Source organism: Streptacidiphilus sp. MAP12-20, from assembly GCF_041262525.1.
GTDB lineage: Bacteria > Actinomycetota > Actinomycetes > Streptomycetales > Streptomycetaceae > Streptacidiphilus.
Window position 1 is genome coordinate 1 of record NZ_JBGCCK010000005.1, and the last position, 22,697, is coordinate 22,697.

21 protein-coding genes and 3 tRNA genes are annotated in these 22,697 nt (G+C 71.6%); 8 read left to right on the forward strand and 16 right to left on the reverse strand.

All coding sequences use genetic code 11. From position 1 onward, the window contains the following. The first annotated feature begins 197 nt into the window (after positions 1 to 197). Both ABIA32_RS07850 and ABIA32_RS07855 read left to right on the forward strand, forming a co-directional pair. The gene (locus ABIA32_RS07850; RefSeq protein WP_370093168.1) at positions 198 to 782 is read left to right on the forward strand and encodes a TetR/AcrR family transcriptional regulator; all 585 of its coding nucleotides are present in this window, start codon (positions 198 to 200) and stop codon (positions 780 to 782) included. Further along, a complete protein-coding gene (locus ABIA32_RS07855) occupies positions 779 to 1,162 on the forward strand; it encodes a hypothetical protein (protein ID WP_370093169.1) in 384 nt (127 codons plus the stop codon). Before ABIA32_RS07850 ends, ABIA32_RS07855 begins: the two co-directional genes overlap by 4 nt. 15 nt (positions 1,163 to 1,177) lie before the next feature. On the opposite strand, the gene ABIA32_RS07860 is transcribed toward ABIA32_RS07855, so the two are convergent. The 3 genes from ABIA32_RS07860 to ABIA32_RS07870 all read right to left on the reverse strand — a co-directional run bounded on the left by ABIA32_RS07860 (position 1,178) and on the right by ABIA32_RS07870 (position 5,502). Beyond that, positions 1,178 to 3,307 (reverse strand): protease pro-enzyme activation domain-containing protein, encoded by a 2,130-nt coding sequence (locus ABIA32_RS07860; RefSeq protein ID WP_370093170.1) that lies wholly within the window; start codon positions 3,305 to 3,307, stop codon positions 1,178 to 1,180. A gap of 323 nt (positions 3,308 to 3,630) precedes the next feature. Continuing rightward, positions 3,631 to 4,125: a DUF3145 domain-containing protein gene (locus ABIA32_RS07865; protein WP_370093171.1), complete on the reverse strand. Its 495-nt coding sequence runs from the start codon at positions 4,123 to 4,125 to the stop codon at positions 3,631 to 3,633. 348 nt (positions 4,126 to 4,473) lie between these two features. After that, a complete protein-coding gene (locus tag ABIA32_RS07870; RefSeq protein ID WP_370093173.1) occupies positions 4,474 to 5,502 on the reverse strand; it encodes an NADP-dependent oxidoreductase in 1,029 nt (342 codons plus the stop codon). A 91-nt stretch (positions 5,503 to 5,593) separates the two neighbouring features. Between ABIA32_RS07870 and ABIA32_RS07875 the strand changes: the two genes are divergently transcribed. Together ABIA32_RS07875 and ABIA32_RS07880 are read left to right on the forward strand one after the other, a co-directional pair. After that, positions 5,594 to 6,076, forward strand: a complete 483-nt coding sequence (locus ABIA32_RS07875) for a MarR family winged helix-turn-helix transcriptional regulator (protein WP_370093174.1) — start codon at positions 5,594 to 5,596, stop codon at positions 6,074 to 6,076. Between the two features lie 116 nt (positions 6,077 to 6,192). Beyond that, positions 6,193 to 6,266, forward strand: a tRNA-Ile gene (locus ABIA32_RS07880). A 116-nt stretch (positions 6,267 to 6,382) separates the two neighbouring features. On the opposite strand, the gene ABIA32_RS07885 is transcribed toward ABIA32_RS07880, so the two are convergent. Then, positions 6,383 to 7,411 (reverse strand): MFS transporter, encoded by a 1,029-nt coding sequence (locus tag ABIA32_RS07885; protein WP_370093493.1) that lies wholly within the window; start codon positions 7,409 to 7,411, stop codon positions 6,383 to 6,385. A gap of 6 nt (positions 7,412 to 7,417) precedes the next feature. Next, positions 7,418 to 8,125 carry a dienelactone hydrolase family protein gene (locus ABIA32_RS07890; protein ID WP_370093175.1) on the reverse strand — a complete coding sequence of 236 codons (708 nt, stop codon included), beginning with the start codon at positions 8,123 to 8,125 and terminating at the stop codon, positions 7,418 to 7,420. Positions 8,126 to 8,313: 188 nt separating this feature from the next. Here ABIA32_RS07890 and ABIA32_RS07895 point away from each other — a divergent pair, with 188 nt between their 5' ends. Beyond that, a complete protein-coding gene (locus tag ABIA32_RS07895; protein ID WP_370093176.1) occupies positions 8,314 to 9,189 on the forward strand; it encodes an SAM-dependent methyltransferase in 876 nt (291 codons plus the stop codon). A gap of 18 nt (positions 9,190 to 9,207) precedes the next feature. On the opposite strand, the gene ABIA32_RS07900 is transcribed toward ABIA32_RS07895, so the two are convergent. The 3 genes from ABIA32_RS07900 to ABIA32_RS07910 all read right to left on the reverse strand — a co-directional run bounded on the left by ABIA32_RS07900 (position 9,208) and on the right by ABIA32_RS07910 (position 10,026). Continuing rightward, the gene (locus ABIA32_RS07900; protein ID WP_370093177.1) at positions 9,208 to 9,828 is read right to left on the reverse strand and encodes an HdeD family acid-resistance protein; all 621 of its coding nucleotides are present in this window, start codon (positions 9,826 to 9,828) and stop codon (positions 9,208 to 9,210) included. 23 nt (positions 9,829 to 9,851) lie between these two features. Then, positions 9,852 to 9,924 (reverse strand) — tRNA-Asn (locus ABIA32_RS07905). Positions 9,925 to 9,953: 29 nt separating this feature from the next. Further along, positions 9,954 to 10,026: transfer RNA gene (locus ABIA32_RS07910), tRNA-Asn, on the reverse strand. Positions 10,027 to 10,309: 283 nt separating this feature from the next. Here ABIA32_RS07910 and ABIA32_RS07915 point away from each other — a divergent pair. Further along, positions 10,310 to 10,600, forward strand: a complete 291-nt coding sequence (locus tag ABIA32_RS07915) for a hypothetical protein (protein WP_370093178.1) — start codon at positions 10,310 to 10,312, stop codon at positions 10,598 to 10,600. A 68-nt stretch (positions 10,601 to 10,668) separates the two neighbouring features. After that, entirely contained in the window at positions 10,669 to 12,099 is a 1,431-nt protein-coding gene (locus ABIA32_RS07920; protein ID WP_370093180.1) for an FGGY family carbohydrate kinase, read from the forward strand. Positions 12,100 to 12,260: 161 nt separating this feature from the next. On the opposite strand, the gene ABIA32_RS07925 is transcribed toward ABIA32_RS07920, so the two are convergent. The 7 genes from ABIA32_RS07925 to ABIA32_RS07955 all read right to left on the reverse strand — a co-directional run bounded on the left by ABIA32_RS07925 (position 12,261) and on the right by ABIA32_RS07955 (position 20,152). Then, positions 12,261 to 13,529: an RNA polymerase sigma factor gene (locus tag ABIA32_RS07925; RefSeq protein ID WP_370093181.1), complete on the reverse strand. Its 1,269-nt coding sequence runs from the start codon at positions 13,527 to 13,529 to the stop codon at positions 12,261 to 12,263. Positions 13,530 to 13,636: 107 nt separating this feature from the next. Then, a complete protein-coding gene (gene dnaG, locus ABIA32_RS07930; RefSeq protein ID WP_370093182.1) occupies positions 13,637 to 15,547 on the reverse strand; it encodes a DNA primase in 1,911 nt (636 codons plus the stop codon). 51 nt (positions 15,548 to 15,598) lie between these two features. Beyond that, positions 15,599 to 16,870 carry an NAD(P)/FAD-dependent oxidoreductase gene (locus ABIA32_RS07935; RefSeq protein WP_370093183.1) on the reverse strand — a complete coding sequence of 424 codons (1,272 nt, stop codon included), beginning with the start codon at positions 16,868 to 16,870 and terminating at the stop codon, positions 15,599 to 15,601. Between the two features lie 187 nt (positions 16,871 to 17,057). Beyond that, a complete protein-coding gene (locus ABIA32_RS07940; protein WP_370093184.1) occupies positions 17,058 to 18,326 on the reverse strand; it encodes a deoxyguanosinetriphosphate triphosphohydrolase in 1,269 nt (422 codons plus the stop codon). 72 nt (positions 18,327 to 18,398) lie between these two features. Further along, positions 18,399 to 18,542 (reverse strand): hypothetical protein, encoded by a 144-nt coding sequence (locus tag ABIA32_RS07945; RefSeq protein WP_370093185.1) that lies wholly within the window; start codon positions 18,540 to 18,542, stop codon positions 18,399 to 18,401. 9 nt (positions 18,543 to 18,551) lie between these two features. Next, positions 18,552 to 18,764: a hypothetical protein gene (locus ABIA32_RS07950; RefSeq protein WP_370093186.1), complete on the reverse strand. Its 213-nt coding sequence runs from the start codon at positions 18,762 to 18,764 to the stop codon at positions 18,552 to 18,554. A 452-nt stretch (positions 18,765 to 19,216) separates the two neighbouring features. Further along, entirely contained in the window at positions 19,217 to 20,152 is a 936-nt protein-coding gene (locus ABIA32_RS07955) for a serine protease (RefSeq protein ID WP_370093187.1), read from the reverse strand. Between the two features lie 269 nt (positions 20,153 to 20,421). Here ABIA32_RS07955 and ABIA32_RS07960 point away from each other — a divergent pair, with 269 nt between their 5' ends. Further along, a complete protein-coding gene (locus ABIA32_RS07960; RefSeq protein ID WP_370093188.1) occupies positions 20,422 to 21,585 on the forward strand; it encodes an alpha/beta hydrolase in 1,164 nt (387 codons plus the stop codon). Positions 21,586 to 21,667: 82 nt separating this feature from the next. Here the strand turns inward: ABIA32_RS07960 and ABIA32_RS07965 are convergent, their stop codons facing one another. Then, entirely contained in the window at positions 21,668 to 22,582 is a 915-nt protein-coding gene (locus tag ABIA32_RS07965) for a proteasome assembly chaperone family protein (RefSeq protein WP_370093189.1), read from the reverse strand. Positions 22,583 to 22,697 lie beyond the last annotated feature (115 nt).

Here is a 22,697-nt window from a genome sequence, read left to right on the forward strand (position 1 = left end):
CGGGGAACTGCGCGACAAGCCACCCCAGGTGGTGGGTCGCTCAGCGAGCAGGGCCATCCGCACAGGGTGGTTGCTCGCGCAGTTCCCCGCGCCCCCATTCGGGATGCTCAATTGCCTCAGGTTCCCCGCCCCCTGGACGTTTGCATGGCCCGGGTCTATCTTCGGTTTTGAGCGAGTGCTCAAAAACGGGGGCGGCCATGGCCACAGCAGAAACCCGCGATGCGCTGATCGAAGGTGCGATCGCGACGCTCCGCGAGAAGGGGCACGCGCACGCCAGCGCACGCGAGATCGCGGCGCGGGCGGGCTGCAATCAGGCGCTGATCTTCTATCACTTCGGTTCCGTCGAGCGCCTGCTGCTCGCCGCGCTGGACCGGGTCGCCGAGTCAAGGCGTGCGCGGTACCAGGCGATGGTGGACGAGAGCCGGAGTCTGAAGGAGCTCGTCAGGACCGCCCGCGCCGTGTTCGAGGAGGATCTCGACCACGGCCACGTCGCCGTCCTCGTCGAGATGATCGCCGCCGCCCAGTCGGACGACTCCCTGCGTCCCGAGGTCGCCGAGCGGCTCCAGCCCTGGCGCGGCTTCGCCGCCGACGCGTTGCGCGGGACGCCCGCCGCGCGGCTGGGCGGGCCCGACGAGCTCGCCCACGGCGTCGTCGCGCTCTATCTCGGCCTGGAACTGCTCGCCAACCTCGACGGAGACCGCGCGCCCGCGCTCGCGCTGTTCGACCGCGCCGCTTCCCTCGCCTCGCTGCTCGATCTCTTCACGCCACGGAGGAAATCGTGAACCCCCAGCGTTCCAGCCGCAGTTGGCCCTGGTTCCTGGCCTGGGCCGGAGTCGGCGCCGGGGCGGTGACCGCACTGCTGACGATCCTGACGATCGGCCTCTACGTCGGCGCTCTGACGCTGGTCGGCTTGGTCATGCTGGGACGCCTCCAGCGTTCACAGCGCGGCACGCCCGGCCTGATCGCCGGCGCGGGCCTGATGCCGCTGTGGATCGGCTGGCTGAACCGCGGCGGCCCGGGGAACGTCTGCGACGCGCACAGCTGCACCGAGGAGTGGAGCCCCTGGCCCTGGCTCGCCGTCGGCGTCGTCCTGGTGGTGGCCGGAACAGTGATCTGGGCCCGGTGGGGAAGGCACTCCCCGACCGGGCCCAGTCAGCGTTGACGACGACTGCGAGCGTCAGCGCTTGTTCGCGAGACCTGACGCCCAGTCGCCCCACAGGAACGAGTCCAGGTAGGCGGCGGTCGGCGAGCCGACACCCGTGGCGTTGTCGAAGCCGGGGGTCGCCTGCAGGCTGGTGTCCTCGCCGAAGGCGATCAGGCGGACCCGGAGCGAGCCGCCGATCACGCCGAAGTCGACGACGTTGCTCAGCGGCGCCTTGTGGTGCAGTGCCTGCTTGTTGACGACGTCACGGAAGAGGCCGAGCTGCGAGCGGAGGTAGATCTCCGGGTTGGCGAAGCCGATCGGCGAGCCCTGGGCCTCGATCGCGTCCGCCTGGACCGCGGAGAACAGCGGCGCCGAGACGCTGGTGCCGCCCACGCCGCCCTCGCTGTAGACGCCGCCGCTGGTCTGGCCGACCAGGACCGAGGTGTACAGGTCGCCGTTCATCGCCACGTCCGGGGTGACCCGCTGCGCGGTGCTGCTGTGCGCGCCGGTCATGAGCGTGTGCGAAAGGGAACCGGGGACGACGCCCTGCTGGTACCACGGCTGGGCGAAGTCCTCGCTGGTGCCGCCGCCACCGCCGAAGTAGAAGAAGCCGGGGTTGGGGTTCCAGGACTTGCCGTCGACCGAGAGGACCGAGCGGAGGTTGCCCATGGAGGTCTCGAAGCCGTACTTGCCGCTCTTGTCGGCCAGGCCGAGCGCGGTGCCGCCGACGTCGGTGACCCAGGGGCTCGACGACGGATAGTCGGCCTGCGCGCGCGGGGTGTCCTTCTGGCAGTTGACGCCGGTCGCGGCGGCGGTCGGCGACTGGTCGCCGCAGTCGCCCGCCGAGAAGTCAAAGCCGATGCCCTCGATCGCGCCCTGCTGGAAGATCTGCTCGTACGCCGCGATCGTGGTCTGCGCCATGTCGCCCTGGTCGGTGGTGTGCATGATCTCGCTCCAGGAGTTGGAGACGACATCCGCCAGGTGCTGGTCGACGACGGTGGCCAGCGAGGCCATCAGGTCGGGGTCCATGCAGGAGTTGGCGCCGACGTAGACGACCTTGGCGTCGGGGGCGAGCCCGTGCACCATCTCGACGTCCAGAGACTCCTCGCCGGCCCAGCCCGCGGCGCCGCCGCAGGCGTCCTGCTGGGTCCACTTGGACTGGTCGACGACCTCGGAGTACTGGCCGGCCCGGAATGCCTGGTCACCGTGGGCGGTGGCGAAGGTGTTCGCGTCAGACAGCATCGTCGGCGAGCCGTAGGCGTCAATGACGGCAACGGTCGCGCCCTTGCCGGTGAGGCCCGAGGCGGTGATCCCGTAGGCCTTGCGCAGCTGCGAGGGGACGAAGGAGCACTGGTCGAAGGGGACCGCGCCGTTGACGTAGCCCTGGGGGGCGCCGGTGGCGATCTTCTGGCCCCAGTAGTCGGAGCAGGTCGAGACCTGCGGCAGGCCGTCGCCGGGCTTGCTGCCGGAGCCGGCGAGCGTGTCGCGGACCTTGACCGACTGCGGCTTGGCGACCTGTCCCACGTGGGAGCTCAGTCCGATGACGCCGAGCACCGAGTCGGCGACCGCGGCCGGAACGACCACGTCGCTCACGGGCGCGTGGACCAGCTTGCCGCCGACGCTGAACTGGTGGATGCGGGTGCCGAACGCACGGGCCATGGCCTCGCTGCTGCCGGAGACCTTGACAGCGTGCTGCGTCGTGCTGAGGACCGTCACGCCGGCGCCGCGCAGCCACGACTGGACGGCGGCGATCTGCGCGTCGGTCGCGCCGAAGCGGGCGCGGAACTGCGAGGTGGAGAGGAACTTGCGGTAGCTCGGGTTGTTCCGGTCCGAGACCGCCTTGGCGTAGGCGGCGAGTCCGGCCGGGTCCTGGCCCTGCAGGTAGACGGTGGCCGTGAGCTGCGTCGCCGCAGCGAGGCTGCCCTGGTCGGCGTGGCCGGTCGCCCAGGCGGGGTGGCTGTCGGCGACGGTCTTCGGGGCCGGAACGGGCGTGCGGGCCTGAGAGGGGGCGGCCAGGGCCAGCGAGCCGGAGGCCAGCGCCAGCGCGGCGGTGGCGACCGTGGCTATCCGGGCGCGGCTGACACGAGAGGTGTGGTTCGCGGTGGTGATGACGACTCCAAGATGACGGTCCGTCAGGGCAAGAAGAGCGGCGAGGAGCGACAACTGTTCGATCGATCCCGGTCTGATGTGTACACGGGCTGTGTTTTGTGGCGCAAGAGTCGTCCGAGGGGAGATTCGACATCTGCCACCCCTGGGAGTGGATACAGCGTCAGCTTTGGCGCAGCATGTTCTGATTGTCCGCCAAATGAACAATCAGCTACGGATATAGGACGCGAGGAGGCGGGCAGCGGCGCGACATCCAAGGCATACCCGGACAAGAGGGCGCCCATGACGCCCGTGGAATCAGGCGCAGTTGTGGGGCGCAACCGATCTCGCGCACGCCCCCCGGTCGGGGGCCCCCGACCGGCGGGAATTTCTCTTCGTGTTCAGACGACCTGATGCAGCCAGCGAACCGGTGCGCCGTCGCCGGCGTGACGGAACGGCTCCAGTTCGTCGTCCCAGGGCTTGCCGAGCAGGCGGCAGATCTCCGACTCCAGCCCGCCGTCGCCCAGGCGCGCGCGGAGCAGCGCCGCGCGGAGGCGGTCCTCCGGGATCATGATGTCGCCGTGAACGCCCGTCACGGCATGGAAGATGCCCAGCTCGGGCGTGCTGCTGAAACGCTCCCCCTCGGCGCCGGTCACCGGCTCGGCGGTCACCTCGAAGCGCAGCAGGTGCCAGCCGCGCAGCGCCGAGGCGAGCCGGGAGGCGGTGTCGGGCGCGCCCTGCCAGGAGAGCTCGGCCCGCCAGGTGCCGGGTGCCACCGGCTGACGGATCCAGTCCAGGCTCACGCGCTGCCCGAGCACGCCGGCCACGGCCCACTCGACGTGCGGGCAGAGTGCGCGCGGCGCGGAGTGCACATAGAGAACTCCACGAGTCGTCACCGGACCTCCATTGTGGTGCGAGGGGCGCCTTCCCCAGCGGTCTCGTCCCACGTCGTTCCGGTACGTCTGATGACGGTATGTCCGGTATTTCTGTTATGGGCTGACGACTACCCATATCAGATTGCGATAAACCACCGAACGACTCCACAGCCGAGATTCTCGGATCGGGCCGTGCGCGCCGGACCTGTCGACCACGTGACCCTGGGCAGAAACGGTACCGCTGAACTCGGCCGCGCGGGCCGTAGTCCAGCGGAACCACCCGGACGGCACGTTGATCCGCCCGAGTGGTCGCACCACTGCTGACTGATTGTCAGACCGGCTCAGCCGATCCGACTCAGCCGATACCCCTCAGCCGATCCGGACGAGCATCTTCCCGGTGTTCGCGCCGCGCAGCAGGCCGAGGAACGCGTCCACCGCGTTGTCGAAGCCGTCCACCACCGTCTCCTCGAAGCGCAGCCGGCCGTCACGAAGCCAGCCGCCGACCTCGGCGACGAACTCGGGCTGCAGGTCGTAGTGGTCGCCGACGAGCATGCCGTTCAGGCTGAGCCGCTTGCCGATCACCATCGCCAGGTTGCGCGGAGCGGCCGGCGGGGTGGTGTCGTTGTACTGGGCGATCGCGCCGCAGAGCACGGCGCGGCCGTGCACCTTGAGGGCGCCGATCGCGGCCTCCAGGTGCTCGCCGCCGACGTTGTCGAAGTAGACGTCGATGCCTTCGGGGGCGGCCTTCGCCAGCTGCCCCGCGATGTCGCCGTTCTTGTAGTTGAAGGCGGCGTCGAAGCCGAACTCCTCGACCAGCCTGCGCACCTTCTCGTCCGAGCCGGCGCTGCCGACGACCAGCGAGGCGCCCCGCAGCTTCGCCACCTGCCCGACGACGCTGCCCACCGCTCCGGCCGCACCGGAGACGAAGACGGCGTCGCCCTCCTGGAACCGGCCCGCGCGCAGCAGTCCGGCGTAGGCGGTCAGTCCGGGCATGCCGAGTACGCCGAGGTAGGCCTCGATCGGCACGGCCGACGCGTCCACCTTGATCGCGTGCTGGGCGGGGACGTCGGCGTACTCGCGCCAGCCGAGCCCGTGCAGCACCGCGTCGCCGACCTGGAAGCCCTCGGCGGCGGAGGCGACGACCCGACCGACGGCTCCGCCCTGCATGGCCTCGCCCAGCTGGTACGGCGGGGCGTAGGACTTCACGTCGTTCATCCGGCCGCGCATGTAGGGGTCGACCGAGAGGTACTCGTTGCGGACCAGGATCCGGCCCGGCTCCGGGGCGGCGACGGGCGCCTCGACCAGGGCGAAGTCGGCGTCGGCGGGCCAGCCCTGCGGGCGGGCGGCGAGCTGCCACTCGCGGGCGGTGGCGGGGACGGTCGGGATCGGCTCAGTCATGGCGGTTCTCTTTCAGCCTGAAACGTTGACTACCTCAAGCAACGTTGGGGGAAAAGGTTCAGCATGTCAAATATTCAGGTAGCCTCGAAGCATGCACCAGCACACCGAGCCGGCCGATCCGACCAATCCCGGCGACCCCGGCGACCCCGGCGACCCGCTCACCCAGGAGGTCGTCGAGCTGATGGCCGCCCTGGTCGGGGTCTTCCACAAGGAGTACGACGTGGCCGCGGCCGCGCGCTCGCTCACCGGCGCCCAGGCCAAGGTGCTGGCCCTCCTCCGGCGCGGCCCGCTGCCGATGCGCCAGATCGCCCAGACGCTCGCCTGCGAGCCCTCCAACATCACCGGCATCGTCGACCGTCTGGAGGCCCGCGGCCTGGTCGAGCGCCAGCCCGACCCCGAGGACCGAAGGGTCAAGCGCGTCGTCGCCACCGAGCCCGGCCGGACCGCGGCCGCCGAGCTTCGGGCCTCGCTCGGCTTCGCCCGAGAGCCGCTGGCCGCCCTCGATGCGGAGGAGCGGGCGCAGCTCCGCGATCTTCTGCGACGCATGCTGGCCGGGGCCCGGCGTCAGGACTGATCACACTCCTGAAGGATGGAACCCCGCGCGCACGGGCGGCGTCTCACCAGCTATGCTGCGGCGAGCGGCCCAAATACAGGGCCGCTCGTGCTGATGTACGACAGGCGCGGCATAACGGGGCTGTAGCTCAGCCGGTTAGAGCAGGGGACTCATAATCCCTTGGTCGTGGGTTCGAGTCCCACCGGCCCCACTCAGGTTGACCTGGCTGTACGTTAGCGAAAAGGCTCCGCGGTGCATGCACCGCGGAGCCTTTTTCACTCGAACGGGGGCGGGCGACGCCCGAGGGCCGCCGAGGACCTGCCCCGGCTACGGCTGACGCTCCGCCACCCCGCGCGAGCGACGGAAGAGCGCTGTCCCCGCCGCCGCGCAGGCCACCGTCGGCAGCAGCATGGCCAGGGCGACGCCGCCGCCGCCCGCAGCACCCGCGAAGGCTCCCATCACCGCCACCCCGAGCGTCGCCCCGACCTGGCGGGCGGAGTTGAGCAGGCCGCCCGCCGCGCCCATGCCGCGCTCAGGGGCGGTGGCGACCACGGCGGTGACCAGCGCCGGCAGCGCGAAGGAGACGCCGAAGCCCGCGCAGAGCAGCCCCGCCGCGAGCAGCGGATACGGCGAACCCGCCCATACCGCCACGGCGAAGACCAGGCTGCCGACCGAGAGCAGCGCGAGACCGCCCGTCGCCGGCTTCCACGGCCCGACCTTCGCGACCAGACGCCCGGTCAGCAGCGGGTTGAAGCCCGGCGGCAGGGTCATCGGCAGGAAGGCGGCCCCGGCGAGCGCCGGGGAGAGGTGAAGCGTCTGCTGGAGCAGCAGCGGCAGCAGGAAGAGCACGCCCAGCATGGCGAAGTTGACCGCGGCACCGGCCAGCAGCATCGTTCGCATGCCGGGCGCCCGGAGCACCGAGGCCTGGAGCACCGGCGCGGGGCTGCGCCGCTCGCGGACGACGAACGCCACGCCCGCGACGAGCGCTCCGGCGGCCGACCAGCCCGCGTGGGCCCAGGCGGTCGAGCCGAGCGCGATCAGCGCGTCGGTCAGTAGGGCGAGCACGGCGCACGCGGCCGCCTGGCCCCACCAGTCGACGCGGCGCTCACCGCGCGGGCAGCGCAGCGAGGGGCCGACCGTGAGGGCCAGCACCACGACCGCCAGCGGCACGTTCACCCAGAACACGGCCCGCCAGCCGTCCAGGCCGACCAGTACACCCCCGACGACGGGCCCGAAGGCCATCGCACAGCCGCTGACAGCGGCCCAGACCGCGATGGCCCGCGCCCGCTCGGCCGGCACCGGGTAGAGCCTGCCTATCAGACCCGACCGGCGGGCGCGACGGCCGGCCCCCGACAGCCCGGCTCAGCCGCGCAGGGCCGCCACCACCCTGGCCATCGCGTCCTCGGCGGCCGCCGGGTCGGTGCGCAGGAAGCCGTGACCGGCGCCCGGGTAGGCGACGAAGCTGTGCCGCTCCCCCGCCTCGGCCAGCGCGGCGGCGATCCGGCTCTGCTCCGCGAGCGGGATGACGTGGTCCTCCTCGCCGACCAGGTAGAGGAGCCTGCCGGTGATCTTCGAGGTCAGGGCGAGCGTGGGCTCCGGGCGGCTGAAGGGCATCTCGGTGCCGGTCAGCCAGCCGCCGTAGAAGACGGCCGCGACCGGCAGGTCGTAGGCGGTGGCGGCGAGGTAGGTGAAGTGGCCGCCGACGCTCAGCCCGAGCATGCCGGCGGGCCGCACGCCGAGCTCGCGCATCCGCGTAAGCGTCGCGCCGACGTCTGCGAGGATGCCCTCGCGGGTCAGCCCGGCCAGCAGCTCGAAGCCGTGGGACCGGCCCGCGTCGTCGCGCGGGCACTCCGCGTCGGGCTCCAGGCGGTGGTAGAAGTCGGGGGCCAGCGCGGTGAATCCGCGCGCCGCGAGGTCGTCGCAGACCTTACGGACGTGGGCGTCCACGCCGAACAGCTCCATGGCGACGATCACGCCGGGGTGCTCCCCCTGGCCCTCCGGCCGGGCGAGGTAGCCGCCCATGGGCGGACCGTCGGGGACCGGGATCTCGATACGCTCGGTGGTGATCATGTCTCGACGCTAGACCGCCCCGAACGGCCGGACCAGACGGCGCGCATCCCGGTATCGCGAGCACCCGAATACCGCAACCCGTCGTGTACCCCGGGCGTTACCATGCAGCACAGCTGTCGCGGCCTGCTGACTCGTCCTCATATAGCCGAGCCCGCCGACATTTTGGGGACGAACGGGGGAAATCCGTCATGACGGATCGTGCGGACGGTGTCGAACCCGGTACGGGCGAACGGACGGCGGACGCGCAGCCCTCGCTGAACCTGCGTACCGACGTCCCGCACTCGGCCCGGATGTACGACTACTACCTGGGCGGCAAGGACAACTTCCCCGCCGACAGGGCCGCCGCCGAGCACGTGGTCAAGCTGTTGCCGACGGCCCCGGCCGGCGCCCGCGCCAATCGCAGATTTCTCGGCCGAGCCGTCCGCTTCGCCGCCCAGGAGCTGGGCATTCGTCAGTTCCTCGACATCGGCACCGGCATCCCCTCGGCCAACAACACCCACGAGGTCGCGCAGTCCTTCGCGCCCGACTCCCGCGTGGTCTACGTCGACAACGACCCGATCGTGCTCACCCACGCCCGCGCGCTGCTGCGCGGCACGCAGGAGGGCCGCACGGCCTACCTGGACGCGGACTTCCGCGAGCCGGAGAAGATCCTCGCCGCCCGGCAGGCCCGCGAACTGCTGGACTTCTCCGCCCCGGTCGCTCTGCTCGCCGTCGCCCTGCTGCACTTCGTCCCCGACAGCGACGAGCCGGGCCGCGTCCTGGCCCGGCTCGCCTCGGAACTCGCGCCCGGCAGCGTGCTGATCATCTCCCACATCACCGGTGACCTGCTCCCCCAGCAGGACCGCGCGGCCGGCGGCGACAACGTCGTCCCGACCTACCGCAGCGCGGGCGTGCAGCTCGTGCCGCGCAGCCACGAGCAGGTCGCGGCCCTGTTCGCGGGATTCGAGCTCTGCGAGCCCGGCATCGTCCCGGTCCACGAGTGGCGTCCCGACGGCAACCCCGAGGACGCCGCCCTGCCACGTGCCCACGCCCACGCCTACGGCGCGGTCGGGATCAAGCGCTGAGGCCGACGCCTTCGGGCGCTAAACGCCGGGCGGAATCGACTTCGCCCGGCTGCGGACCTGGATCCCGGTGGCGATCTCGACCACGCCCATCACCAGCAGCCAGATGCCCGCGAAGACGGTCAGCACCGCGATCGACGCGAACGGCGAGACCAGCACCACGATGCCGCCCAGCGTGCTCACGACGCCGCCGAAGATCTGCCAACCCCTGGCCGGCATGAAGGGGTCGGAGACGGCGGCCATGGTGTGGGTGATGCCCCGGAACAACCAGCCGATGCCGATCCAGAGCGCCAGCAGCAGAATCGATTCCAGCGCGCCACGGAAACAGAAAAGTCCCAGCAGGATCGAAAGCGCTCCGCTGATGAACGCCATCACGCGCAGCGCCGTCGAAACATGGGTGCCGAACGCGGCCACCAGCTGGAACACACCCGCGAGCAGCAGGTAGAGACCGAAGAGCACGCCGACGACGGTGAGCGACGCCTTGGGCCAGGCCAGCACGGCGACGCCGAGCAGCAGCGTCAGCACGCCGAGCACCAGCACCACCTGCCACGCGCTGCGGGCAAGCTGCTGGAGCGGGCCGGGGAGTGATTCCGAGGAGGGGTCCATGACCACCATCGTCGGAGAGAAGCGTCGGTCGCGCACGGCGAGGACGCTGGAAAGAGGGGCTCCCCCAATTGGACTCGAACCAATAACCTGCCGATTAACAGTCGGCTGCTCTGCCAATTGAGCTATGGGGGATCGAACTTCGGCACTGCAGGGATACTGCGCTCCCCCAATTGGACTCGAACCAATAACCTGCCGATTAACAGTCGGCTGCTCTGCCAATTGAGCTATGGGGGATCGTTCACCGCAGCTGCCCCACCCCGGCGGACCGTGGTGGCGCTTGCTGCGGGTCATACATTAGCGCACGTGGGGGGGTGCTCCGCCAATCCATTGCGGTTCGGGGCCTCCGGCCGGCGGTTCGGGGCCTCCGGCCCGGGGTAGGCGCATGTGACGGGGCTCTCGCCGGACCCCGGCGGCGCGCCGAACAGGCAGCCCCGAGCGGCCCCGCCTAGGCTCCAGGGAGAGCGGCGGCCGAGCAGCAGCCGAGCAGCAGAGCAACTTACGCAGAAGGGCGGAGGGTATGCGCAAGCTCACTTTCATCGCGGGCCTGGCCATCGGCTACGTGCTGGGCACGCGTGCGGGGCGGGAGCGGTACGAGCAGCTGCGCAAGACGGCGCGGGACCTCCAGCAGACTTCCGCGGTGCAGTCCGCGACCCGTAACGCGAAGCAGGCGGCGGGCAGCGCCGCGAGCAAGGCGGGCCAGGCGGTGGCGGGCAAGGTCGGCGACCGCCTGCCGAACGCCGTCACCGACCGCATCCCCTACCTGAGCAACCGGGCCGGGACGCTGGACGACTGGGACAGCCAGGCCTGAAGCCACGCCCTTCATCCTCGCAGCCCGAACCCACGCGTTTGAGTGACCGGATGAGGCATGATCTCGGCATGGCCATCGCCGCGGGAATCGACTGCTCGACCCAGTTCACGAAGATCGCCGTCTGCGACACCGACACCGGCGCCGTGCTGCGCGAGAGCCGCGCTCCGCACCCCGGCGTCCCCGCCGGCTCGGCCCCGGCCGAGATCGACCCCCAGGCATGGCTCCGCTCGCTCGGCGCGGCGGCCGAAGGCGGCCTGCTGGAAGGCATCTCCGGCATCGGCGTCTCCGCCCAGCAGCAGGGTCTCCTCGGCCTGGACGCGGGCGGCGTGCTGGTCCGCCCCGCGATGCTGCGCAACGACCCGCGCGCCGCGCAGTCCGCGATCGCCCTGGTCGAGGAGCTGGGCGGCCCGGCGGCCTGGTCGCACGCGATCGGCGCGGTCCCGCTGGCCTCTGCCACCGTCGCCAAGCTGCGCTGGCTGGCCGACCACGAGCCGCAGTCGGCGAAGCGGCTCGCCGAGATCCTGCTCCCGCACGACTGGCTGGTCTGGCAGCTGCTCGGCCAGTCCGCCCGCCGGACCACGGACCGCGGCGACGCGTCCGGCACGGGCTACTGGTCGGCGGTCGAGGAGCGCTACCGCCCCGACCTGGCGGCGCTGGCCCTCGGCCACGAGCTCCAGCAGTTCCCCACCGTCCTCGGTCCGGCGGAGGCCGCCGGACACAGCCCCGAGGGCCTGCTGATCTCCGCGGGCACGGGCTCCACGATGGCGACCGCGCTGGGCCTCGGGCTCGGCGCGGGCGACGCGATGGTGGCCCTGGGCAGCTCGGCGACGGTGCATGCGGTGCACGAGGAATCCCTGACCGACCCCGCCGTCGCCACGTACGCGGACGGCACCGGCCGCTACCTGGCACAGGTGGTCACCCTCAACGCGGCCCGCGTGCTGCGCGCGACAGCCCTGATGCTGGGCACGGACCTCCAGGGCCTGAGCGAGCTCGCGCTCCGCTCGACACCCGGCGCGTACGGCCTGGTCCTGCTGCCCTTCCTGGAGGGCGAGCGCACGCCACCACTCCCGCATGCCGCCGGCACGCTGGCGGGGCTGCGGGTGGAGTCGATGAAGCCGGAGCACATGGCCCGCGCGGCGGTGGAGGGCATGCTCTGTGGCCTCGCCGACGCGCTGGACGCGCTGCGCGCGGCGGGGGTCCCGGTCCGCCGGGTCTTCCTGACGGGCCTGGCGAGCCGCCTGCCGGCCGTGCAGGCGGCTGCGCCGGGCATCTTCGGGGTCCCTGTGGTGGTCCCGGCGCAGGCCGAGTTCGCAGCGATCGGCGCGGCGCGCCAAGCCGCGTGGGCCCTGGCGGGCACCGCCGAGCCCCCGACCTGGGAACCGCCGACGCCTCACACTGTCCTCGACCCCACGGACGACGCCGCGGTCGGCAGCGCGGTCCGCGCGCAGTACCAGGCGATCCTGAAGCAGACCCACCCGGAGCTCAACTCTTCACGCTGAGCTTGGGTTGCACCTCCAGGGGCGCGGGGAACTGCGCGAGCAACCACCCTGCGCGGATGGCCCTGCACGTTCGGTCTGCCAGCTCCGTGGGTGGCTTGTCGCGCAGTTCCCCGCGCCCCTGGAGGTGCAACCTGAGCAGTTGCCCTACGCTGCGCGCCGTTTCAGTCGAGATAGCCGCGGAGTTGGTCCGCGAAGGCGTGGTCGCGGAGCTTGTTCAAGGTCTTCGACTCGATCTGGCGGATGCGTTCGCGCGTGACCCCGAAGAGCCGTCCGATCTCCTCCAGCGTGCGCGGACGGCCGTCCGCCAAGCCGTACCGGAGCTGGACCACCTTGCGTTCGCGTTCGCCCAGGGTGTTGAGGACCGCCTCAAGATGCTCGCGCAGCAGCAGGAACGCCGCCGACTCCACCGGCGAAGCCGCGTCTCCGTCCTCGATGAGATCACCGAGCGCGACGTCGTCCTCCTCCCCCACCGGCGCATGCAGCGAGACCGGTTCCTGCGCCAGCCGCAGTACCTCCATCACCCGCTCCGGCGCCAGGTCCAGCACCGCTGCCACATCCGCCGTGCTCGGCTCCGCTCCGCGCTCCTGGAGCAGCCGCCGCTGGACCCGCACCACCCGGTTGATCAGCTCAACCACATGCACCGGCACCCGGATGGTCCGGGCCTGGTCGGCCAGCGCGCGGCTCATCGCCTGGCGGATCCACCAGGTCGCGTACGTCGAGAACTTGTAGCCCCGCGCGTAGTCGAACTTCTCCACCGCGCGGATCAGCCCGAGGTTGCCCTCCTGGACCAGGTCCAGCATGGTCAGGCCGCGGCCGACATAGCGTTTGGCCACCGAGACGACCAGCCTCAGGTTCGCCTCGATCAGGCGGCGCTTGGCCATCCTGCCGCGGACGATCAGCTGGTCCAGCTCGTCGGCGAGCTGGTCGTCCACGATGTCGTGACGGAGCGCCAGGTACTCCTCCGCGAAGAGACCGGCCTCGACGCGGCGGGCCAGTTCGACCTCGTCCGCCGCCGTCAGCAGCGGAATGCGGCCGATCTCGCGCAGGTACTGGCGGAAGAGGTCCGCCGAGGGGCCGCCGCTGTCGTCGAGTGACGGCAGCGGCTCGTCCTCGACCGCGCGCAGGTCGTCCTGGGTCGGTTCCTCCACCGGGAGGGGAGCAGGCGGGGGCGGGTCGGTTGCGGGGACCGACTCCAGAGCTGGCGGTCGTGGAACGGGAACGGTCGAGGGGGGGTAGAGGGCCGTGGCAACGTCCACGTCCATCCCTTCCGGCGCCGGAGGACGCCCCGGAGGAGGGGCCGACGCCTGCTGGGGGGCGGCGATCGGGACACGCGGCATCGGGACGCGGGGCGGTTCGCCGCCCTCCGTCCGGGAAGCCTGGGGCGCGGCACCGCCGGGGTCGACGGCGCGCGACTGAGAGGAATGGGGCACCGAGACCAGTGTGCGGCAGGCCCGGGGCGGCAGCAGAGACCCGTGCGGAGAGTTTCTGTAAAGGAGCGGTCACCTAGGGTAAAGAGGAACGATCTCCGGACGCTCCGTCAGAGCCCTTCCGCGCCACGGGATCGGAGCGTCTGGCCGTACTGCTGCAACATCCACAGCTCGCCCTGGACGGCCGCCTGCTGCGCCGGGTCCGCGTTCGAGCCCAGCCGCTGCAGCTGCCCCCGGCATGCGGCCACCCGCCGCTCCACCGCCTGGAGCCGCAGCTTGACCAGGAACTCCCCCGCGTAGACGGCGTCCGGCGCCCGCCTGGTCCGCACCGGTTCGACCGCCAGCTCGGTGATCAGGCCGCGCACGGCGTCGTCCGGTGCGACCTCGCGCAGCACGTCGACCCAGACGTCCGCGGCTGCCGCCCCCGCGGTGACCCCGCCGGCCGCCGTGATCGCCGCGCGCACGGCGGCGTAGGGCGGCGTGGGGAACTCCTCGGGTGCGAAGGCGTCCAGCACCGGGGCGACCAGTACGGGGAACTGAAGGGCCAGCTTGAGCAGTTCGCGTTCGACGAACTGGGCCGGGTTGCGCGCGTCCAGCCGGAACGCGGGCCGCTGCGGTGCCGCCTGCGGCGCCTGCTCCTGCCGCCGCTGCTGACCGCCCGCGCCGCCGCCCGCCGCCTCGCGCCGGGCCTCCCAGCGCGCGAGCTGACCGACCCGCCGCACCACGAACTGCTCGTCGAGGATGCCCAGCAGCCCCGCCAGCCGCACCGCGTACTCGTGCTGGATGGACCGGTCCTTGATCCGCGCCACGATCGGCGCCGACTGCTCCAGCGCGGCGGCTCGGCCCTCCGCGCTCTCCAGGTTGTGGCTGCCCACGGCCGCCTTGATGGCGAACTCGAAGAGCGGGACCGGGTGTTCGATCAGGTTGCGGACCGCGTCGTCGCCCTCGGCGATGCGCAGCTCGCACGGGTCCATGCCGCCGGGGCTGACCGCGATGGAGGTCCGGGCCGCGAACTTCTGGTCGTCCTCGAAGGCCCGCAGCGCGGCCTTCTGACCGGCCGCGTCGCCGTCGAAGGTGAAGACGATCTCGCCCTTCCAGGCGGAGGTGTCCATCAGCAGCCGGCGCAGGATCTTGATGTGGTCCTCGCCGAAGGCGGTGCCGCAGGTCGCCACCGCCGAGGGGACGCCCGCCAGGTGACAGGCCATCACATCCGTGTAGCCCTCGACGACGACGGCCCGGCCGGTCTTGGCGATCTCCTTCTTGGCCAGCTCGATCCCGTACAGGACGTGGGACTTCTTGTAGAGCGGGGTCTCCGGTGTGTTGAGGTACTTCGGCCCGGTGTCGTCCTCGCGCAGGCGGCGCGCGCCGAAGCCGACGACCTCGCCGGTCAGGTCGCGGATCGGCCAGATCAGCCGGGCCCGGAACCGGTCCATCGGGCCGCGGCGGCCCTCCGAGCAGATGCCGGAGAGCAGCAGCTCACGGTCGCTGTAGCCGCTGCCGCGCAGGACCCGGGTGAGGTTCTCGAACCCGGCGGGCGCGTAGCCGACGCCGAAGTGGGCGGCGGCCTCGCGCTCGAAGCCGCGCTCCTTGAGGAAGCGGCGGCCGATCTCGGCCTCGGGGCTGTTCAGCTGCTCCTGGAACCAGGCGGAGGCCAGCTTGTTGATCTCCAGCAGTCGGGTGCGCTCACCCTGCTGGCGGCCGGGGACGTAGGAGCCGCCCTCGTATCGCAGCGTGATGCCGACCGACGGCGCGAGCCGCTCCACCGTCTCCACGAAGGAGAGGTGTTCGAGCTTCATCACGAAGCCGATGGTGTCGCCGCTCTCCTGGCAGCCGAAGCAGTTGTAGACGCCCTTGCTCGGGTTCACGTAGAAGGACGCGGACTTCTCGTCGTGGAACGGGCACAGGCCCTTGAGCTGGCCGCCGCCGCCGTTGGCGAGCTGGACGTACTCGCCGACGACAGCGTCGATCCGCAGCGCGGTCTTCACCGCCTGCACGTCCTCGTCCTTGATGCGTCCCGCCACGCTCTGCAGTCTACGGGCGCACCAGGACAATCCAGCGACGTCGGAGCAGCGCTACTGCCCCAGCAACTGCTCCAGCGGGACGGAGGGGTCGGCGAGGCGGTCGGGGTCGACCGGGAGGCGGGACCGGACCAGGGCCTGGATCGGCGTTGTGACGTCCCACACGTTCACGTTCATGCCCGCCAGCACCCGGCCGTCGCTCCCCTGCCAGAAGGCCAGGAACTCGCGCTTGCCCGCGTCGCCCCTGAGCACCACGCGCTCGTACTCGCCGGGCGCGGCGAAGCCCGAGTACTCCATGCCGAGGTCGTACTGGTCCGAGTAGAAGTAGGGCACGCGGTCGTAGACGACCTCCTGCCCGAGCATCGAGCGCGCCGCCGCCGGGCCGCCGTTCAACGCGTTGGCCCAGTGCTCGACGCGGAGACGGCGCTCGAAAAGCGGGTGCCAGGCGCCCGCGACGTCTCCGGCAGCGAAGATCGCCGGGTCGGAGCTGCGCAGCGAGGCGTCGACGGCGATGCCGCCGCCTTCCTCGCGCGGGGCCAGCTCCAGGCCCGCCTGCTCGGCCAGCCCGGTCTCCGGGATCGCGCCGACCCCGATCAGCACCGCGTGCGCGGGGTGCTCCTCGCCGTCGTCGGTGTGCACGGCGAGGACCATCCCGTCGCGGCCCTCGATCTCGCTGACCGTCGCGCCGAAGTGGAACTTCACGCCCCGGTCCTGGTGCAGCTCCGCGAAGAACGCGCCGAGCTCCGGGCCGAGCGCGGCCTGCAGCGGCGTGGACTGCGGCTCGACGACGGTGACCTCCGCGCCGTAGCCGCGCGCGGCGGCGGCCACCTCCAGGCCGATCCAGCCCGCGCCGACCACGACCAGCGTGCCGTTCTCCCGCCCGAGCGTCTGCAGCGTCGCCCGCAGCCGCTCGGAGTCGGCCAGCCGGCGCAGATAGTGGACGCCCCCCAGAGCCGTGCCGGGGATGTCCAACTGCCGTGGGGCGGAGCCGGTCGCCAGCAGCAGTCGGTCGTAGCCGATGACGCCGCCGTCTCCGCCGAGCCTGAGCTCGCGCGCCTGCCGGTCCAGGCCGACGACGGGCGAGCCCAGATGCAGCTCGACGTCGTGCGCCGCGTACCAGGCGGAGTCGTGCACGAAGACCTCCGCCCGCTCGGTCGTACCGGCCAGGTAGCCCTTGGAGAGCGGGGGACGCTCGTACGGCTGGTCGCGCTCGGCGCCGATCAGTATCACGCGGCCGGTGAAGCCCTCCGCGCGCAGGGTCTCCGCAGCCTTTGCGCCGGCCAGTCCGGCCCCGACGATCACCATCGTCGCGTGCGCGTCCGCCATGTCCCGTTCTCCTCTGTCGGCTCGCTCGGTGCTCGTCCCGCTGTCCCTCGGCGCCCCGTGGGTGGGTGGTCCGTGCCCGGGCGCTCCTGCGAGCCTCCCGCATGGCCACCCCGAGGTGAAGAGGGCGTCACTGATCGTTCGTCATGTGGCTGCCTTCGTCCTGCCGGGTGTCAGGAAGTCATGAAGATCATGTGATCCTGGTGAGCGCTCGGTGCCGGGCCAGCGCCGAGGCGTCGGTGAGGGTCGCGATCTGGTCGATCACCGCGCGCAGCCGCCCGGCGTCGTCGGCGGCCTCCTCGTAGAGCGTGCGGAAGACCGGATCAAGGCCCTCGGGCGCAGACCTGACCAGGGCCTGGGCCAGCTCGCCGATCACCACGCGCTGCCGCTGGCGCAGCAGCTCCTGGTCGTCACGCTGCATGACGTAGCGGTCCGCCACCGCCTTGAGCACGGCGCACTCCAGCCGGACCGTGCGCGGCACGATGAGATCCGCCTGGTAGCGGGTCAGTGGCCCGGGCCCGTGTGCGGCGCGCGTGGCCGCCTCGGCGGCGGTACAGAAGCGGCCGATCAGCTGACTGGTCATGTCCTTGAGGCGGGCCCGGTCGCGGGCGGAGCCGTTGTAGCTGTGCGGCCACCACTCCTCGGCCCGGAGCCGGTCCAGCGCGTCGGCGAACTCGTCCGGGTCGGCGTTGGGCGCGTAGCGGGCGGCGACCTTGCACAGCTCGGCGCGCTCGGTGCCGGAGGCGAGCGCGGTCGGGTCCAGGTGGCCGGCGTGCAGGCCGTCCTCCACGTCGTGGACCGAGTAGGCGACGTCGTCCGACCAGTCCATCACCTGCGCCTCGAAGCAGCGCCGGTTCGCGGGCGCGCCCTGCCGCAGCCAGGCGAAGACGCCCTGGTCCTCCTCGTACACGCCGTACTTGTGCGGCAGCTCGGGGTGCGCGCCGCGCCGCCACGGGTACTTGGTCGCTGCGTCGAGTGTCGCTCTGGTCAGGTTGAGGCCGACGCTGATCGGGCGGCCGTCGGCTTCCGCGTGCGGGACGAAGCGCTTGGGCTCGAGCCTGGTGAGGATGCGCAGGCTCTGCGCGTTGCCCTCGAAACCGCCGCAGGCCTGGGCGGCCTTGTCCAGGGCCTCCTCGCCGTTGTGGCCGAAGGGCGGGTGGCCGATGTCGTGCGCGAGGCAGGCCGTCTCGACCAGATCCGGATCACAGCCGAGCGCGGCCCCCAGCTCCCGCCCGACCTGGGCGCACTCCAGCGAATGCGTGAGCCTGGTCCGCGGGAAGTCGTTCTCCAGCGGGGCGACGACCTGCGTCGTCCCGGCGAGCCTGCGCAGGGCGGCGGAGTGCAGCACCCGCGCGCGGTCGCGCTGGAACGCGGTGCGGCCGGGACGCTTGTCCGGCTCCTCCACCCAACGCGCCTGCGCGGCGGGGCTGTAGCTGGTGACCTGCGCGGTTTCGTCCATCCACGCCACGGTAACGCGCTGGGCCGACACGGCGGGTCAGGCTCGCAGTCCGGTGCCCCGTCCGACGTCCGGTCAGGCGCGCAGAAGCCGCCGCCAGCGGGGTAGCTCTGTGACACAGCAGGCCAGCGCGAGAACGGTGACCAGCACGGCGACCCAGCTCCAGAAGAGCAGCCAGGCGGCAGCGACGGCACCGCCGAGCTCGGCGAGGACCATCACGACGGTCACCTACCCGGGCACGGCGATGACCGTCCCCGGCTTGTCCCCGGGCGTCTGCAGCACGGCGGGGACGCCGATCAGCAACACGTCCACGCCGATGGCGAGCAGGATCGAGTGCGACCAGAGCGCGATCGGCAACCCGATCCAGCCGACCACCTCCAGCCCGGCCCGCAGCGCGGTGGCATAGCGCGGCTCGACGTACGGCGCGGCCGCCTGCTCCATGGATTCCCCCTCAGCACCGCGCGACGACGTAGCCCCGCAGCGGATCAGGCTACCGAGCGCACTCCTGCGCCGCTACGAAGATCGAGAGCCCTCTGGACACCGCGGCCCGAGCGCACGGGCACTGCGTGAGCGGACCCACGGCCGGCCGCGAGGCGGTGCCGGCGACCGACTCACGGCAACCGCCCTGCGGGCACAGCGTCAGCGGACCGACGGCCTGCGGTCGGCGGCGAGATACCCGGGGGCCAGTGCACGGCACGCGCCGCGCAGGCACTGCCTCAGGGCAAAGAGGCGGACGGTGGCTGGCAGCTGGCCGCGAGGCGGGTGCCCGTCGAGCTACTCACGGCAGCCGCCCTGCTGCGGGCACAGCGTCAGCGGACCGACCGCCTGCGGACGGCGGCGAGATACCCGCCCGCCGACTCACGGCCCGCGCCGCGCGGCGCGCAGGCGCAGTGTCAGGGCTGCGAGGCGGACGGCGAAGCCGAAGACGAGCCGGACCCCGGCCCGGGCGGCGTTGCCGCGGCGGACGCCGAGGGCGCGCCCGCCGCTGCGGCCTGGGTGTAGAGGGCCTGGGCGCGGTCGGCGAAGGCGGCCGAGTAGGAGACGTCGTCCGAGTCGCCGCCCTCCTGGTACCCCCCTATCACCCCGACCATGGTCCCCAGGCCGGTCACCGGGTCGATGCCGCGCAGCAGCGGGCCGCCGCTGGTGCCGTCGGTGAACCCGGTGCAGTCGAACTCCGACTGCGTCGCGCTGTAGGCCGTCAGCGTGTTCAGGCATGAGATCGGCCGGTCCGTGGCGCCCGGGTAACCGATCACACCCACCGTCATCGGCCGGGCCGCGCCGAAGGCGATGCGCTCCGCGCCCACCACGTCCTGGATCCGCGCCGCGGCGTCGCCGTCCTTGTGGACCACCACGAAGGCGAAGTCGGAGTCGGGGTCGCTGTTCGCCGCCCAGTGGGGGTCGACCAGGATCGCGCTGGACTTCCAGATCCCGAAAGGCTGCTGTCCGTCGTGGTAGCCGGGCACGAAGACGACCGGCGTCACCGTGGAGGTCCCCTGGGCCGGGTCGCTCAGGCAGTGCGCGGCGGTGGCGATCACATCCCCGCCCGGCGAGTCGACGACGCTCGCGGTGCAGAAGTGGTGACCGAGACCGTTGGAGCCGTCGCCGACGAAGAGGGTGCCGACCGCAGGCAGGCCGAGAAACTCGGCGCTGTGACCGTTCGGGGCGGCCTGCGGCCCGGCGAGCGTCGCGGGCACCGAGGCACGCGGGCCGGTGAGGCCGCGCGGACCAGCGGGGCCACCGGCCCGGTCCTCGGCCGTTGAGGGTCCCGCTCCGGACGCGCCCGTCCCGCCATGCACCAGAACCAGCAGGAAGCAGACAACGAAAGCCAACGCTCCAACAGAGCGTGAGATTCGTCGCAGCTGCGCTCGGTCCACCCGACGGATCATAGACAGAGCCCACCAGGACCTGTCGAGCGGCGCGACGTGGCCATTCACAGGTTCTTCGACAGTTCTGTCACGAACGTCCGGGTAAGAGCTCCCGCTCACCTGTCATCGCTAGCCTGCAAATAGCATGAAGCTGCCTGCGATGCCCGCCGCCGGCGGGCATCCTGACCACCGGGCCTGTCCATCTCCCGATTGCGAAGCGAAGAGACCCAGACGTGAGCCTCACCGGAACAGCCTTCTTCTACCTGCTCATCATCGCGACCATCGTCGCGGTCGCGGGCACCCTGGTCCTGTGGGGCATGATCCGGGGACCGCAGTGGCTTCGCTGGACGAGCCGGTTGGCAATGATCGGCGTGTGCCAGTTGACGGCGATCGCGGTGGTCGCGGTCTGGATCAACAACGCCAACGGCCTCTACACCTCGTGGGCGGACCTCTTCGGCCAGTCGCAGCAGGCGAACATCCCGATCGCGAGCCAGGACAGGAACCAGGGGCTCAAGTTCTCCAACGACCGGGCCGGGTTCCAGCGGGCCGGTTTCTACGGCAAGGCGTCGGGCATGGGCGGCGAGATGCTCGTATGGACTCCGCCGCAGTACAACGATCCGCAGTTCCGCAGCTACGACTTTCCCGTGATCATGCTGCTCCCCGGTTACCCGGGCAGCCCCTGGTCGTGGATCGGCGGCGGCGGCGTGCCCGGCGTGCTGGAGCAGATGATGGCGAACGGCACCCTCAAGCCCGCCATCGTGGTGATTCCGAGCATCACCCCCAGCGGCCAGAACACGGACTGCACCGACGTCGGCAAGGCCAAGAACGGCACCTGGCTCGGCGTCGACGTACCGAACATGATCAAGAGCCAGTTCCGCGTCATCAAGAACGCGCACGGCTGGGGCCTGGTCGGCTACTCCACCGGCGGTTACTGCGCCCCCAAGCTCACCCTGCAGTACCCGACGACCTTCGGCGCCGCCGTGGGCCTCAGCCCCGACGACTTCCGCGGGGACCCGGGGACCATCCGCGACCCGAAGATCAGGGCGACGCAGAACCCGCTGGCCATCGCCGCCCGGGCGAAGAACGCCGACGTGTCGATCCTGCTGGCCACGAGCAAGAGCGACCGGTTCAGCACCCCGGCCAACGTCGAGGCGCTGCGCAAGGCGGTGAAGTGGCCCGTGCAGATGCCGGCACCCATCGTGCTGAAGGACGGCGGCCACAACTGGAACACCTGGCGCGGCCTCTATCCGGTGATCTTCCCCTGGCTGAACGATCAGCTCATGGCCCCGCAGATGGCCGCGGCACCGCCCACCAGCTCGCCCTCACCGGTCGTGAAGAGCGCGGCCTCCACGATCAGCCTCGGCGTCCTCGCGACGCCGGGCAGGCCCCACAGCTGACGGCTGCCCCCGGCCCCTGATGGCGGTGGCCCTGGTCGACGACACGTCGTCGACCAGGGCCACCGCCATCAGTCGTTACTCGTCACTCGTCCCGGTCGCCGTGCTCCGCCAGGAACTCCTCGAACGCGCGGCCGAGCTCGTCCGCGGAGGGCAGCTCGACCGGCTCCGCCAGCAGGTTCTCCCGGTCGGCCGCGCCGGCGACCGCGTCGTACTGCTGCTCCAGGCCCAGGATCGCGCCGCGCAGCTCCGCGTCGCCCTCGGCGATCTGCTGGTCGATGTCGGCGCGCACGTCGTCCATCCGCTCGCGCAGGCCCGTGCCGGGCAGCATCAGACCCGTCGCGGACTGGACGGCCTCCAGCGCGGCCACGGCGGCCTGCGGGTAGGGCGTGCGCGCGAGATAGTGCGGGACGTGGGCGGCGAAGCCGATGACGCCGTGCCCGGCCTCGTCGAGGCGATACTCCAGCATCGCCCCGGCGCTGGCCGGAACCTGGACCTTCTCGAACCAGCGCGGGTGCGTGCCCAGCAGCTCCTTGCGGTTGCCGTGCGGGGTGAGCCCGACCGGGCGCGTGTGCGGGACGCCCATCGGGACGCCGTGGAAGGTGACCGCGAGGCGCACGCCCAGCCGCTCCACGACGTCCTTCACAGCCGCGGCGAAGCGCTCCCACTCGACGTCCGGCTCCGGCCCGGTCAGCAGCAGGAAGGGCGCGCCGACGGCGTCGTGGACCCGGTACAGATCGATCGTGGGGGCCTCGTAGGAGGCCCAGTGGTCGTGGTCGAAGACCATCACCGGACGGCGGGCCCGGTAGTCCACCAGACGGTCGGCGTCGAAGCGGGCGACGAGCCTGCGCTCAGGGTCGTCGAGCAGCTCGGCGACGATCTGCTCTCCGGTCTCGCCCGCGTCCATGAAGCCCTCGAAGAAGTGCAGCAGGATCGAGGCGTCCGCAGCCAGCTCCTCGGCGTCCGGCTCGAATGCGTACAGCCCCTGCGGTTCCAGCACCTGCGCCCCACTCCCTGTCCATAGCTGTCCGTTGCCGTCCTGCGACGCGTGTCGCCGTCCGGCGGAAACAGCTTCTTTTACCCTGGTTCAAGCATCCCGGAACGTACGTTCATTC

What these genes read in the sequence shown, in the direction of transcription:
- ABIA32_RS07920 (WP_370093180.1), top strand. Translation starts at nt 10,669, where the DNA reads ATGGCCATCGCCGCGGGAATCGACTGCTCGACCCAGTTCACGAAGATC.
- ABIA32_RS07895 (WP_370093176.1), top strand. Translation starts at nt 8,314, where the DNA reads ATGACGGATCGTGCGGACGGTGTCGAACCCGGTACGGGCGAACGGACG.
- ABIA32_RS07850 (WP_370093168.1), top strand. Translation starts at nt 198, where the DNA reads ATGGCCACAGCAGAAACCCGCGATGCGCTGATCGAAGGTGCGATCGCG.
- ABIA32_RS07875 (WP_370093174.1), top strand. Translation starts at nt 5,594, where the DNA reads ATGCACCAGCACACCGAGCCGGCCGATCCGACCAATCCCGGCGACCCC.
- ABIA32_RS07870 (WP_370093173.1), bottom strand. Translation starts at nt 5,502, where the DNA reads ATGACTGAGCCGATCCCGACCGTCCCCGCCACCGCCCGCGAGTGGCAG.
- ABIA32_RS07940 (WP_370093184.1), bottom strand. Translation starts at nt 18,326, where the DNA reads ATGGACGAAACCGCGCAGGTCACCAGCTACAGCCCCGCCGCGCAGGCG.
- ABIA32_RS07950 (WP_370093186.1), bottom strand. Translation starts at nt 18,764, where the DNA reads ATGGAGCAGGCGGCCGCGCCGTACGTCGAGCCGCGCTATGCCACCGCG.
- ABIA32_RS07935 (WP_370093183.1), bottom strand. Translation starts at nt 16,870, where the DNA reads ATGGCGGACGCGCACGCGACGATGGTGATCGTCGGGGCCGGACTGGCC.
- ABIA32_RS07890 (WP_370093175.1), bottom strand. Translation starts at nt 8,125, where the DNA reads ATGATCACCACCGAGCGTATCGAGATCCCGGTCCCCGACGGTCCGCCC.
- ABIA32_RS07915 (WP_370093178.1), top strand. Translation starts at nt 10,310, where the DNA reads ATGCGCAAGCTCACTTTCATCGCGGGCCTGGCCATCGGCTACGTGCTG.